This is a genomic window from Exiguobacterium sp. PFWT01 (assembly GCF_018255795.1).
Lineage (GTDB): Bacteria > Bacillota > Bacilli > Exiguobacteriales > Exiguobacteriaceae > Exiguobacterium.
On sequence record NZ_CP073755.1, the window covers coordinates 172,711 to 185,291 of the forward strand.

General features: G+C 49.8%; 15 protein-coding genes and 1 riboswitch. Of the genes, 13 read left to right on the forward strand and 2 right to left on the reverse strand.

Annotation, left to right across the window (positions count from 1 at the left end):
- Nucleotides 1-11 precede the first annotated feature (11 nt).
- Nucleotides 12-110: riboswitch (TPP riboswitch) on the reverse strand.
- A 121-nt stretch (nucleotides 111-231) separates the two neighbouring features.
- A complete protein-coding gene (gene tnpB, locus KD909_RS01005; protein WP_211782077.1) occupies nucleotides 232-1,404 on the forward strand; it encodes an IS200/IS605 family element RNA-guided endonuclease TnpB in 1,173 nt (390 codons plus the stop codon).
- 117 nt (nucleotides 1,405-1,521) lie between these two features.
- Here the strand turns inward: tnpB and KD909_RS01010 are convergent, their stop codons facing one another.
- Together KD909_RS01010 and KD909_RS01015 are read right to left on the reverse strand one after the other, a co-directional pair.
- The gene (locus KD909_RS01010; RefSeq protein ID WP_211782078.1) at nucleotides 1,522-2,262 is read right to left on the reverse strand and encodes a hypothetical protein; all 741 of its coding nucleotides are present in this window, start codon (nucleotides 2,260-2,262) and stop codon (nucleotides 1,522-1,524) included.
- A gap of 73 nt (nucleotides 2,263-2,335) precedes the next feature.
- Nucleotides 2,336-3,028: a hypothetical protein gene (locus KD909_RS01015; RefSeq protein ID WP_211782079.1), complete on the reverse strand. Its 693-nt coding sequence runs from the start codon at nucleotides 3,026-3,028 to the stop codon at nucleotides 2,336-2,338.
- Nucleotides 3,029-3,122: 94 nt separating this feature from the next.
- Here KD909_RS01015 and KD909_RS01020 point away from each other — a divergent pair, with 94 nt between their 5' ends.
- The 12 genes from KD909_RS01020 (at nucleotide 3,123) to KD909_RS01075 (ending at nucleotide 12,557) form a co-directional block, all read left to right on the forward strand.
- Entirely contained in the window at nucleotides 3,123-4,043 is a 921-nt protein-coding gene (locus tag KD909_RS01020; RefSeq protein WP_211782080.1) for an AAA family ATPase, read from the forward strand.
- Between the two features lie 2 nt (nucleotides 4,044-4,045).
- Nucleotides 4,046-5,098, forward strand: a complete 1,053-nt coding sequence (locus KD909_RS01025; RefSeq protein ID WP_211782081.1) for a DUF58 domain-containing protein — start codon at nucleotides 4,046-4,048, stop codon at nucleotides 5,096-5,098.
- Nucleotides 5,099-5,162: 64 nt separating this feature from the next.
- Nucleotides 5,163-5,702, forward strand: a complete 540-nt coding sequence (locus KD909_RS01030) for a DUF402 domain-containing protein (protein WP_012727614.1) — start codon at nucleotides 5,163-5,165, stop codon at nucleotides 5,700-5,702.
- A 49-nt stretch (nucleotides 5,703-5,751) separates the two neighbouring features.
- Nucleotides 5,752-6,882, forward strand: coding sequence for a tetratricopeptide repeat protein (locus tag KD909_RS01035; RefSeq protein WP_211782082.1), 1,131 nt, complete (start codon nucleotides 5,752-5,754; stop codon nucleotides 6,880-6,882).
- 11 nt (nucleotides 6,883-6,893) lie between these two features.
- Entirely contained in the window at nucleotides 6,894-7,325 is a 432-nt protein-coding gene (locus KD909_RS01040; protein ID WP_211782083.1) for a GNAT family N-acetyltransferase, read from the forward strand.
- Nucleotides 7,326-7,456: 131 nt separating this feature from the next.
- Entirely contained in the window at nucleotides 7,457-7,900 is a 444-nt protein-coding gene (locus KD909_RS01045; protein ID WP_211782084.1) for a MarR family winged helix-turn-helix transcriptional regulator, read from the forward strand.
- A gap of 27 nt (nucleotides 7,901-7,927) precedes the next feature.
- On the forward strand, nucleotides 7,928-8,920 hold the full coding sequence (locus tag KD909_RS01050; protein ID WP_041917956.1) for a ring-cleaving dioxygenase: 993 nt from the start codon (nucleotides 7,928-7,930) through the stop codon (nucleotides 8,918-8,920).
- Entirely contained in the window at nucleotides 8,917-9,546 is a 630-nt protein-coding gene (locus KD909_RS01055; protein ID WP_031421917.1) for an NADPH-dependent FMN reductase, read from the forward strand. The genes KD909_RS01050 and KD909_RS01055 overlap by 4 nt, the downstream gene beginning before the upstream one ends.
- A gap of 90 nt (nucleotides 9,547-9,636) precedes the next feature.
- Nucleotides 9,637-10,116, forward strand: coding sequence for a hypothetical protein (locus KD909_RS01060; RefSeq protein ID WP_211782085.1), 480 nt, complete (start codon nucleotides 9,637-9,639; stop codon nucleotides 10,114-10,116).
- Between the two features lie 40 nt (nucleotides 10,117-10,156).
- Nucleotides 10,157-11,224, forward strand: coding sequence for a saccharopine dehydrogenase family protein (locus tag KD909_RS01065; RefSeq protein ID WP_078147837.1), 1,068 nt, complete (start codon nucleotides 10,157-10,159; stop codon nucleotides 11,222-11,224).
- The gene (locus tag KD909_RS01070) at nucleotides 11,221-11,718 is read left to right on the forward strand and encodes an NUDIX hydrolase (protein ID WP_211782086.1); all 498 of its coding nucleotides are present in this window, start codon (nucleotides 11,221-11,223) and stop codon (nucleotides 11,716-11,718) included. The genes KD909_RS01065 and KD909_RS01070 overlap by 4 nt, the downstream gene beginning before the upstream one ends.
- A 44-nt stretch (nucleotides 11,719-11,762) precedes the next feature.
- Entirely contained in the window at nucleotides 11,763-12,557 is a 795-nt protein-coding gene (locus KD909_RS01075; protein ID WP_159563119.1) for a GNAT family N-acetyltransferase, read from the forward strand.
- The last annotated feature ends 24 nt before the right edge of the window (nucleotides 12,558-12,581 follow it).

Sequence of the window (12,581 nt, forward strand, 5' to 3'; positions counted from 1 at the left end):
GACATACAGAGACGTATTCCAAGCCACTTCCCTACGCTGGTATGAGCCAGATCAGGTTCAAAGGGTCCGGCAAATGCCGTCTCAGCCCGAAGGCTCCCCTAGTGGTCGTTTATCAAAATTAGGCGAGAATACTCCCACTTCTAAACGTTAAGGACAGGGCTTACGTGAAAGTGGGAGATGAATCGCCAGCCTGTCTTTCGGGTATAATTCCACCAAGGAGGTGAACGTCATATGGTGAAGCACAAGGGTTACAAGTTTCGGATTTATCCGACGAAGGAACAGGAAATTCTGATCGCCAAGACAATCGGCTGTTCCCGGTTCGTGTTCAATCACTTCCTGGCGAAATGGGATGAAAGCTACAGACTGACAGGGAAAGGATTGTCCTACGGTTCTTGTTCGAAAGAAATCCCTCTCTTGAAACAAGAGTTCGAGTGGCTGAAGGAGGTCGATAGCACGTCTGTCCAAACGAGCGTCAGACACCTGGCCGATGCGTTTGACCGTTTCTTCAAGAAGCAGAACGAGCGACCTCGTTTCAAGTCGAAACGAAACCCCGTCCAATCCTACAAAACGAACATCCAAGGCAATTCCCAGCTCCCCGAGGTCTCGATCGTCGGGCATCGACTCAAACTCCCGAAGCTGAAATGGGTGCGGTTCGCCAAATCGAGACAGGTCGAGGGTCGCATCCTGAGCGCCACGATCCGACGCACGGCTTCGGGCAAATACTTCGTCTCCCTTCTTGTAGAGCAGGAGATCGGTGAAATGCCGAAGACCGGTTCATCGGTCGGCGTCGACGTCGGGCTGAAGAACTTTGCCGTTCTATCGGACGGCACATTGTACAAGAATGACCGTTATTTCCGTACGCTCGAGAAGAAGCTGGTAAGGGAGCAGCGCAAGTTGTCCCGTCGCCAGCGCATCGCCCTGAACAAGAAGGTGAGACTCTCCGAGGCGAAGAACTACCAGAAGCAGAAGCGGAAAGTCGCCCGCATCCATGAGAAGATCGCCAACAAACGCGCCGACTTCCTGCACAAAGTGTCGACCGAGATCGTCAAAAACCACGACGTCATCGGCATCGAGACCCTGCAGGTGAAGGACATGCAAAAGAACCGCAAGTTGAGCAAGTCGATCTCCGAGGTCAGCTGGTCGGCGTTCTTTCGCATGCTCGAGTATAAGGCCGACTGGTACGGGAAGACCGTCGTGAAGGTCGGGAAGACCTTCGCCTCGAGCCAAGCGTGTTCGGGTTGCGGCCATCGACACAAAGACGTGAAGCATCTCGGCTTGCGTGAATGGACATGCCCGAACTGCGGGGTCCACCACGACCGTGATGTGAACGCAGGACTGAACCTCAGACAAGAAGCCGAGCGCCTGTTGGCTTCTTCAACCGTCGGGACGACGGGGCTAGCCTGATCACGTTTCTCTCGTTAGAGAGGATAACTCAGGAATCCTCCACTTCTAAGCGAAGCGTAGGTGGAGGTGGTTCAATGATTTGAGTATAGCATAGCTAAAATCGGAAAAGGGGCGAAATTATCCCTCATTCTTGGCTAACAGGTCCTCATAGTCCTTCTCGTTCCAAAAGAGCGGTGAGATGGATTCGGGGCCTTTTAAAATTTCTCCGTCCTGATCATATACGATGGCATACCCGCTCTCGACATCGAATACGAACAAGTCGGCAGTGACTTCAGTCACGCCGTTCCCGGCGATGATCACATCATCGATTGGCTCCCGTGCCAGTTCGACGCCCGCTTCATCGAGTTCGACGAGGAGAGCTGACGTGTAGGCATGGCGGTCATAGACCGTTTGGAATTCATCCTGCGTGAGGACGACATCGGTAGGTGGGGCACTTGTACCGAATTTCCGATTTTCAATCTCTTCAACGTATTGAAGGAAGGATTCCTCTTGCCAGAATAGCGGAGCGACTGACTCAGAGCCGTTGATCACCGTTCCGTCCTGACTGTCGAAAATGGTAGCATACGTTCCGTCATCGAGCTTGAATGGATAAATATCCGCATACGTATGCTCGAGGCCGTTGCCTGCGATGATGACGCGTTCGAAAGTCTCCCGAAACGGTTTGATTCCTTGTTGTTCAAGGGCAGTAAGGAGCGGTTTCGTTTGTTCGTATTGGTCATAGACGTCTTTAAAGTCCTCACGCGTCCATTCTGTGATGGGTTCATCCGGTGATTCGATCGGAATCGGATTGTCTGCCACTGTATCCGTACAACCCGTCAGTAAAAGTGCACTTAATCCGAAAATCGTCCATCGCCTCATGATTTCATCCCCTCAACTTACATTTTCCACCATTTTATCATTCGTTGTGAAAAAGCAGAACCTGTGCACATTCTCACTCGGGGTGAGGACGTCCCGCATAATCATCGAGGGTGCTCTTGAAGTGCAGCGTATCTTCTTCAGAAATCGTCACACCTGAAGAGTTGCCGTAGCGAACCGCATGATAAACGGACGGGTTCATCGGTAAATCGATGCGTTGGAACCACTCTTGCAGTGTCTCATGAGCACGCAATCGCTTGGCTGGTACGAGAGATCGGTTGAATGTGATCAGCGCATCGCGAATCGGGACGTTCGTGAACGCTGTGAGCGTCGAAACGGAAGAAGCGTTCTTGTTTTGTAGCAATTCGAAAAGCGGGTCTGCGTTTGAATCAACATGATCTCGTGCGCGCGCCAAACGTTGCTTCCGTTTTCGATAGATATAAAAGGACAGGCAACCGAGCGCAAGCAAAGCGACGAATAACCCGAGATTTCGTCGTGTGGACTCTCCAGAGCCCGTAAATCTCTCAAGAGGTTTTATTTTTCCTTTTCGAGGATCTAATTCATACGGATAATCTGCTTTAGATTCATCTAATAAAAGCTTACTATCTTCATCTGATATGAAATCCGTAGGAGGACTATTATTTTCCTCGACCGGTATCGTTTCCGGGTTATAGAGCCATTCGAATATCCCGGTCGCAACCACCATCATTGTAAAGGTGACGAGAAGTGTGGCGGCAATCATGAGAAAAAACTTGTTCGTCCAGCGCAAGAAGTTACCTCCTTTTTGAATGTTCAGACTATTTGTTGTTTATCTTACCATAAAAAGGTAAAGTTTGATTAAGACAAAAAATGGAGGTCGTCATATGGGCATGGAGCAGGTCATCAAACAGTTGAACGAAGTGTATTTAGGAAAAGAGGATGTCGTACGCCTCTGTTGTACGGCGTTACTCGCGGAAGGACATATTCTATTAGAAGATGTACCGGGTACCGGAAAAACGTTACTTGCCAAGACGATTGCGGCCAGCTTCGACGGGGTGTTTTCCCGGATTCAATTCACGGCCGACTTGTTACCGTCTGACGTGATTGGCGCAGACTATTTCAACATGAAGACGCAGACGTTCGATCATCGCCAAGGACCGATTTTTGCGAATATCGTCTTGATTGATGAAATCAACCGAGCGGTCCCACGAACGCAGTCCGCCTTGCTCGAGGCGATGGAAGAACGACAAGTCTCCATCGGGGGAGAGACCTATCCGATGCCGAAACCATTTTTTGTCATCGCGACGCAAAACCCGATCGAATCAGCGGGGACGTTCCCGTTACCGGATGCCCAGCTCGATCGCTTCCTCATTTCGATTCCGGTCGGTTACCCTGATGTCGCGGAAGAGAGAGAACTCCTCTTACAAGTGATGCGCCAAACGAGGAAAACCGTAGAGGCGGTTGCAACGTTAGACGAGTTACGCCGTGCCCAGGAGGAAGTGAAGCAAGTATCGATTCAAGATGATGTCCTCGATTACTTACTCGGGCTCGTCCATGCGACCCGGGAACATGCATCCGTCGAGGTCGGTGTCAGTCCACGTGGAGCCATCGCGCTCATGCGAGCGTCTCAAAGTTATGCCTATCTGAACGATCGATTGTATGTCATTCCGGAAGATGTGAAAGCCGTGGCACCTTATGTATTGGCACATCGCCTGACGTTGACGCTTGAAGGAGGCATCAAATCAACGAAACAGGACATCATCCGTTACATCCTAGACACCGTTTCTGTTCCAGTCGAGGGTTGATGATGACGTTCTCGACACATAACGCCCTACAGAAACAATGGATCCCGGTCTACGGATTCGCCGGAGTGATTCTCGTATTTGTCCCGTACATGGAGATTGTCGGGTATGCACTTTGTTTACTTGCGGGCATCGTCTGGTTCTTTGAACGGACGCGGAAACAGTTGGAACAAGCTCTTCGTCTTCATATACATACGCACGAGTCTCTTCTGTTCGTCGGGGATGAGACGGAAGTACAACTGATTTTAGATGGAAGTGAAACCGTCGAACGACTCGGGCTTCCCGTTCGCGTTCGCTTGAAAACCAATACAGCGCTCAGCTTTCCAGACCACGACCGGTCCCCGAACAGTCTGGATTTGACGTTACGGACAGATCAGGCTCGTCACGTGCTTCGTGTGCAGGCTGAATTCCGGGGACCAGCTTATATCGAAGAGTGCGTACTTGCTGTGACGCTCCCGTTTCATCTCGGGACGTATCTTCTTGAGTGCCCGATCGAGAAGCGATGGACGGTGTTGCCGTCCCTCACGTTACATCCTCCGGTCGGCACGAAACGCTTGGCACTCGGTGACCGTCCTTTGACCGCATCACCTTTACGGAATCCACTTCAGGTTCTAGGTTCGAAGCCTTACGAAGGGGAACCGGTCAAAGAGATCGACTGGGTCGCGACGGCGAAGCTCGGACGTGTCCAGTCGAAAGTCTTTCAAAAGACATCACTCGATACGTTCACGTTCGCAGTCGATTTGAGTGGGCCGTCCGGCTACACGCTCCATCATGACTTCGAGTCAATCATCAGCCAAGTCGCGTACGTGACGACCCGACTTTTAAAAGAGGAGTGTAAAGTCGAGCTGTTTATCAACCGTTTCAATGGTGAAGGGAAGATGGAGCATATCTCTCTTCAAGAGGGAGAACGAGGTTCACGCCTCATCCTCTTGATGCTGGCCAATCTCCATCCCGGGAACCGTTTCATCTCGACAGACGCGTTCGTCCGTATGGTCGAGCGGAAACGCTTGAAGCAAAGCCATCTCGTCTGGTTCAATCAGCATAACCTGTACGACTAACAAGGAACTTTCCTTCTTCTGGCGAACTGTATCATACAGAGATGACCGAAAGGGAGAGATCCATATGGCAAAACGGAAGTATGCGAATCGACGAGACTGGGAGCGAATTTTAAAGAACCGTTATGCGCAAGAACGCGTTCAGACGGAACAATTTTCCGGGGTGGTTGCCTTATTCCAAATCGATGAGGTTCGGGCACCATTATATAAAAAGCATAAAGGGGAAGAATTCATCGTGGCGGATGCCGGGTTTGCTTGGCTCCAATATTTCCCGGACAATGAACCGTTCGGTGTGACAGTGATGATCAATCCGGAAGGGGAAATCGTGCAGTGGTATATCGACCTCGTCGACCGAATCGGCGAAGAAAATGGCATTCCGTACATGGACGACTTGTTGCTCGATATTCTAGTGTTTCCAAATGGGGATATCGTCAAAAAGGATGAGGATGAGTTCGAGGAGGCGGCCGAAAGCGGTGAGCTGACGCCTGAACAAGTCGAACGTGGATGGCGTGAATTCGAAGCGACGCTCGAACGGATCGAACGTGGAGACTTCATCTACTTTGATTTGGCAAAAGGACATTACGAACAGTTAAAACAAAAGCTATGAGCGAACAAACTCTCTCTGCTACAGTAAGAGCGTAGGAGGGGGAGTTTTTATGAAAAAAATTGAAATCGAGACGTGGGCACGACGTAAGCACTTCGCGTTTTTCAAAGCGTTTGATGCGCCACATTTCAACGTGACGGCAAACGTAGATGTGACAAATCTCTATACATATGCCAAGGCGAGCGATCAATCGTTCTTCAAACTCTTTTTATACGGTGCGGTGAGAGCGGCGAACGCGATTCCGGAATTGCGCTATCGGATTCGTGGTGAAGAGGTCGTCGAACACGAGGTGGTCCACCCCTCGTTCACGGTCATGTTAGACGAGGATGTCTTCAACTTTTGTGCGGCCACGTTCAATGAGGATTTACCGACATTCTTACAGGAAGTGACGACGCGGATGGAGCGAGCTGCCGATGAAGTCGTGGTCGGGGATGACGAGCCCGACGACTTACTGTATATCACGAGTGTCCCGTGGGTCACATTCACGAGTATCATGCATCCGACGCATCAGCAACAACATGACAGCGTGCCGCGCATCGCCTGGGGCAAGTTCGAACGTCAAGGCGAGCGTCTGGTTATGCCGTTATCCGTCCAAGCCCATCATGCACTCGTCGATGGAGTACATATCGGAAAGTATTACGAAACATTGCAAGCTTGGTTAGACGAAGATTTTGCGAAGAAGGTGACCGACGTGCCAGAAGACCATGACTTTGATCGAGCCGTCCGTCTCCGTGAGGAGGGACAACTCGAGCAGGCGAAGCAACTGTTCCTGTCGCTCTTGCGGAAAGATGAAAAGAATCCGAGGCTACATGCGTACTGTGCGTGGTGCTATGACTCGCTCGGTGAAGAACGTCAAGCGGTCCCGCATTATGAACGGGCCATCCGACTCGGGTTGACGGGGGAAGAGTTGGCGGAATCATATCTCGGACTCGGCAGTACGTATCGGGCACTCGGACGATACACGGAAGCGGAACAGTTATTTGAAGAGGCAATCGAGCAATTCCCGAATCACGGGGCGCTCAAGGTATTTCAAGCGATGACCCATTACAACGTCGGTCGCCATGAAGAAGCGACGGGAACATTACTTGAGCTGCTTGCAAGTCCGAAAGCGGACGAGAGCATCGCGCAGTACCGCCGTGCCATCGCATTTTATGCAAGAAACTTAAATGAGACATATGACTAAAGGAGAATGACATGATTTCACTACGTCCGATCGATGCACAAAATTGGTATACATGCTGTCAATTGGCATTAAGTGACCAACAACAGTCGTATATGGAGCCGAATGCGATTTCGTTACTTCAAGCGATGTACGAACCGACGCTACGTCCACGTGCGATTTATGAAGATGAGACGATGGTTGGTTTCCTTATGTACAATACAGAGCTTGAAGAGTTGGATGCATGGTGGATTTACCGAATCATGATCGACCATGCTCATCAAGGCAAAGGGATTGGTCGACAGGCGGCAGAGCTGATGCTTGAAGAAATCGGCCCAGAAAAACCGATTGTCGTTGGCTATCACCCCGAGAATGAGGCGGCGCATCACTTATATGAAAGCCTAGGATTCGTTGATGAAGGCCATCGATTCGGTCGCGAAATGGCTGTGATTCGGCGAGGAGAATGAGACGGGAACAACCCGTCTCATTTTTTTAAATCAAATCGATTGACGGGAAAATCTTCGCATGATATATTTATCTCGAATTAAAGATATTTGAATTTAAGTTAATGACTCTCTTGGACAAAGGAGGGAGACAGATGGAACCATCTGATGCATTAAAAACAATTACTGTGCTGTTACGTGCCTCTCAGTCGTTACAAGACCTGGTGAAGCAGGAAGTAGTATCTTACGGATTAAACGCGACCGAGTTCGCCGTACTCGAGTTTTTATATCATAAAGGGGATCAACCGATTCAAGTCATCGGGAAGAAAATTCTCCTCTCGAGCGGAAGCATGACGTACGTCGTGGACCGGTTAGAAGAAAAAGGATATCTCATTCGTAAGGCTTGTCCGAGCGATCGTCGCATCACATACGCTGCGCTGACAGATGACGGAGAGCGCTTGATGCAAGATATTTTCCCTAAGCATACGGAGCATATGAACGCTGTGTTTGAAGGGATGCAATTAAACGAAACGATTGAACAGTTGAAACAAATAGGAAAGCGGGCAGAAGCCGCAAAAAAATTTAATTATGTATCTTGAAATCAAGATATAAAAGGAGAGAGAATGATGAATCATGTTAAAGGAATTCACCACGTCACAGCAATCACGAGTAGTGCCGAAAAAAACTACGATTTCTTCACTCACGTGTTAGGCATGCGTTTGGTGAAAAAAACGGTCAACCAGGACGACATTCAAACGTATCACTTATTCTTTGCGGACGATAAAGGAAACGCGGGGACAGACATGACCTTCTTCGACTTCCCAGGTATCCCGAAAGGTAAGCACGGAACGAATGAAATCGCGAAAACGTCGTTCCGCGTACCGACAGATGAAGCGTTGACGTATTGGGTCCGTCGCTTCGACCGTCTCGGCGTCGAGCACGAAGGGATTCAAGAACAGTTCGGGAAGAAGACGCTCTCGTTCATCGACTTTGATGAGCAGGCGTATCAACTCATCTCGGATGAGTTCAACGAAGGCATCGCGTCGGGCGAGCCGTGGAAGAACGGTCCAATCCCGCTTGAATACGCGATTACGGGACTCGGTCCAATCTTTATTCGCATCGCAGATATCACATATTTCAAACAAGTGATGGAGCAAGTGATGCTATTTAAAGAGATCGGGCGAGAAGGTGATGTGTATCTCTTTGAAGGAGGTGAAGGTGGAAACGGAGCGCAAGTGATCGTCATTCACGACGAGACATCTCCACAAGCGCGTCAAGGGTTCGGTACCGTGCACCATGTCGCATTCCGTGTCGAAGACCGTAGCGTCCTCGATGAATGGACAGCACGTCTCCAACAGTTCGGTTTGCCGACTTCTGGCTACGTCGATCGCTTCTTCTTTGAATCATCCTATGCACGTGTCGCGCCGCAAATTTTGTTCGAATGGGCGACAGATGGACCTGGATTCATGGGAGACGAGCCGTACGAGACGGTCGGTGAGAAGTTGTCACTCCCGCCGTTCCTCGAAGCGAAACGTTCGCAAATCGAGGCGATGGTACGACCAATCGATACGGTCAGAAGCACGAAAACATTTGAGAAAGAATATGAGGGCATGAAATGAGTTTCTTAAATCGCTTGTTTGGAAAATCAGATGCATCACAACATAACCAAGGAGGAACTACTATGTTAAACATCGGAATCGTACTCGGATCAACTCGTGAAGGTCGCGTCAGTCCACAGGTCGGGGAATGGGTGAAAGAACTCGCCGACAAACGTGGCGATGCCAACTATGAAGTCATCGACATCGCAGACTACAACTTGCCACTTCTCGGCGAAGCGGGTCAAGACGCATCTGGCGTTGCAGCCTGGTCGGAGAAAATTGCGCAAATGGACGGATTCATCTTCATCGTCCAAGAATATAACCATTCCATCTCAGCATCTCTTAAAAACGCACTCGACTACTTACGCGTCGAATGGAACAACAAAGCAGCCGGAATCGTCTCATACGGTTCTGTTGGTGGAGCACGGGCAACAGAACATTTACGGGGCATTTTGAGTGAATTGTCAATCGCTCACGTACGTGTCCACCCTGCACTCTCACTCTTCACGGACTTCGAGAACGGTACGCATTTCGCTCCGAAAGAAGTTCAAGCACAATCGGTCAACGATATGCTCGACCAACTCCTTCCATGGACGGAAGCGATGCAATCGGTCCGTACGAAAGCCGGAGAAGTTGCAAACAATTAACAAATCGCGAAGCCAGCCTGAATTTAGGCTGGTTTTTGTGCGTTTTCAGAACAGGTCGTGTAAAGTTGGAAGGGATTAGGGGGAGTGCAGATGTGGAATCGTAAAATCGTCACAGCATCCATCGCCTCGCCCGTCTATGCGATTCTGTTAGCGTGTGGGGTCACTATGATGGGGGTACGAGAAAATGGAGGGATGAGTGGCGTACTGAATGGCTTCCTTTTGATGACGGTTGCCTATGTAGCGGTCAGTTTTCCGATTATGTTGACCTACGGTGTCGTGATCTCATGGTGCAGTGACCGGTTGGCGAATCGACTCAGTTCGAAACGATTCAGGTGGTTCACTTCGCTTGTTTTACATATACTATTCGGGCTCGTCTTGTCATGGCTCAGTCTTCTCGCAGCGACCTTGTTTTACTTGGTGGATCGTCTACTACAGCATCGGGGAGACATAACAAAACCACAAACAGTGAAAAGTCTGCTCATCCCAATCGGATATTTGCTTATTGTAACGGGAAGTGTGTATATCATCGATGTCATCCAAGATCTTTTCGTTCGATTCAACTTCTTTTAGGGAAACGAACAAGGATACATTAACATAAGGAGGGGTAAAAATGAGATGGATGATTTATGGGGCGAATGGCTATACGGGTGAGCTGATTGCACGACAAGCCGCTCGTGACGGAATGCGTCCGGTTCTTGCCGGACGAAACGCAAGAGCGATTCATCGCCTAGGAGATGAACTGGGTTGCGAAACATCGATTTTCGCATTGAGTCGTGAAGCCGCAATCGAGGCGCTTCACGATGTAGATTTAGTCCTTCATTGTGCAGGTCCTTTCACGGATACGAGCCAAGTGATGATCGAGGCATGTCTAGAGACAGGTACGCATTACTTAGATATTACCGGGGAAATCGAAGTGTTTGAATATGTCCATTCTAAACAGCGAGCGGCTCAAGCCAAAGAACGTGGTGTGATTTTATGCTCGGGTGTCGGATTTGATGTCATTCCGACCGACTGTGTCGCGCGGAAATTAAAAGAGTTGATACCGGATGCGACAACACTCGCTCTTGGCTTTTCGGCGGCAGCCGGCATCTCACCAGGAACCATGAAGACGGCCGTTCGTGGACTAGGGTCGAGTAGTGTGGAACGTGTGAACGGCAAATTATCATCATTTCCAATTGGGGCAAAGCGGAGAACGATTGATTTTGGTCGCGGAAGCCGTACCGCCATTGCGATTCCGTGGGGAGACGTTTCGACCGCCTACTACACGACGGACATTCCGAATATTACGACTTGGGTTCCTGTACCGACAGCGGCCGCCTATGCTGCTCGCGCTTTGTCATGGTTCAGCCCGATTCTCGGAAAAGAGGCCGTGCAGGAACGCTTGCTCCGTTATGTCGACGAAAACGTATCGGGACCAGACGAGGCTGTACGTGAAAAATCATCGACGTACGTATGGGGCGAAGCAACGAATGAGGAAGGACGAAAAGTAGTCGTCCGTATTCAAACGGCAAGTACGTATGCCTTCACTGTTTACGGGGCGCTCGCCGTCGTCAAGCGGTTGCTCGGTTCGGGTGGGATGCTTGCCGGAAGCTTTACACCAGCCATGCTATTCGGATCTCACTTTATCGAAGAGATTCAAGGTTCCTCTTCGTTCGTGATTGATGAGATTCGTCCATGAATCGAGAAGTATGGGATTTACTCGACGAAAACCGGCAACCGCTCGGTCGAACGCACTTTCGTGGGGATGAATTAGAGCCGCATACGTTTCACACGGTCATCGAAGTGTTCACGTTCGATCCAGATGGGAGATTATTGCTGTCGAAGCGTCATCCGGATAAGACGTATCCGCTTCTGTGGGAAGGGACGGGCGGCTCGATTTTGGCTGGGGAAACGAGTCGACAAGGTGCGGTCCGTGAGCTAAAAGAAGAGTTGGGACTATATGTATTGCCTGAGCAACTCCGGTTCGTGACAACGATTGAGCGGGGCACATATTTCTTGGATATGTATTGTCTCGTGTGCGAGAAACCGATTGACCTCGAACAACTATTACTGCAAGTAGATGAAGTCGTCGATGTGACGTTACAAGAGTGGGAGACGGTCCTTGAGTGTGTAGAACTCGTCCCTTCAGTCCGGGAACGGCTGATTCAATACGGTCATCTCATTCGACCGTGAACATGTGCTACACTCAACATAGAATATACAAGGGAGGGAACAGCGTGAATCGTTTAGAATTGGCAAGGCGTATCGAACGCATCAAAGCAGAGGGGACGTCTGCTTACATTCGACATCGTAAACAAACCCCTCCCTATGAAGGTGCGGAACTACACGTAGAAGGAAAAGGACATGTGTTTAAAATGGGGAATATGAGTTTTGCGGTCGGATTTGGATTGAATCGGCCGACAAGCTTTTATGACCTGCATCAAATGGAAAAATGGGTACGCGGGAAAAATGTCTCGCGTCTACATATTGAGGTTTGTCCATTAGCGGAAGATTCCTTGCTCCGCTTATTGCAAGAACGTAACTACACGCTCGATCATTTTTTGGACGTATGGACGTTGGATTTGACACAGCATGCCTCCACATCTGTACCGACTCAGGTCGAAAAAGTGAAGGATGAGACACTCCATGAGTGGGCATACGCCGTTGCGGCTGGATTCGCCGAGTCGGGCACAATCCTTCAAGAGACGGTCGATACAGCCAAAGGCTTTTACGCACTACCGAGTAATCATGCTTATCTCGTGCGAGAAGAGGATGCTGTCGTAGCCGGTGGGATTTTAGCCACGCAAGACGGGATTGGAGAGTTGTTTCTGACGAGCACCGTTCCGACGTATCGGCAAAAAGGGTACCAGACACAACTTATTTTGGAACGAATTGCCGAAGCGAAAGCACTTGGGTGCAATCTGTTAACGGTTACGACGAAAGTCGATTCGGCGTCTGGTCGCAATATGGAACGGCTTGGATTTCAGCCGTTCTATCAAAAAGCGGTCATGAAAAGTCCAATCCTTAAATAAGCAGGTCGCCTCGGGTGAGGTGAC

Excerpts from the sequence above, each read along its gene's own strand:
- tnpB (WP_211782077.1), top strand. The coding sequence starts at position 232 with ATGGTGAAGCACAAGGGTTACAAGTTTCGGATTTATCCGACGAAGGAA.
- KD909_RS01010 (WP_211782078.1), bottom strand. The coding sequence starts at position 2,262 with ATGAGGCGATGGACGATTTTCGGATTAAGTGCACTTTTACTGACGGGT.
- KD909_RS01020 (WP_211782080.1), top strand. The coding sequence starts at position 3,123 with ATGGGCATGGAGCAGGTCATCAAACAGTTGAACGAAGTGTATTTAGGA.
- KD909_RS01025 (WP_211782081.1), top strand. The coding sequence starts at position 4,046 with ATGACGTTCTCGACACATAACGCCCTACAGAAACAATGGATCCCGGTC.
- KD909_RS01030 (WP_012727614.1), top strand. The coding sequence starts at position 5,163 with ATGGCAAAACGGAAGTATGCGAATCGACGAGACTGGGAGCGAATTTTA.
- KD909_RS01035 (WP_211782082.1), top strand. The coding sequence starts at position 5,752 with ATGAAAAAAATTGAAATCGAGACGTGGGCACGACGTAAGCACTTCGCG.
- KD909_RS01040 (WP_211782083.1), top strand. The coding sequence starts at position 6,894 with ATGATTTCACTACGTCCGATCGATGCACAAAATTGGTATACATGCTGT.
- KD909_RS01045 (WP_211782084.1), top strand. The coding sequence starts at position 7,457 with ATGGAACCATCTGATGCATTAAAAACAATTACTGTGCTGTTACGTGCC.
- KD909_RS01050 (WP_041917956.1), top strand. The coding sequence starts at position 7,928 with ATGAATCATGTTAAAGGAATTCACCACGTCACAGCAATCACGAGTAGT.
- KD909_RS01055 (WP_031421917.1), top strand. The coding sequence starts at position 8,917 with ATGAGTTTCTTAAATCGCTTGTTTGGAAAATCAGATGCATCACAACAT.
- KD909_RS01060 (WP_211782085.1), top strand. The coding sequence starts at position 9,637 with ATGTGGAATCGTAAAATCGTCACAGCATCCATCGCCTCGCCCGTCTAT.
- KD909_RS01065 (WP_078147837.1), top strand. The coding sequence starts at position 10,157 with ATGAGATGGATGATTTATGGGGCGAATGGCTATACGGGTGAGCTGATT.
- KD909_RS01070 (WP_211782086.1), top strand. The coding sequence starts at position 11,221 with ATGAATCGAGAAGTATGGGATTTACTCGACGAAAACCGGCAACCGCTC.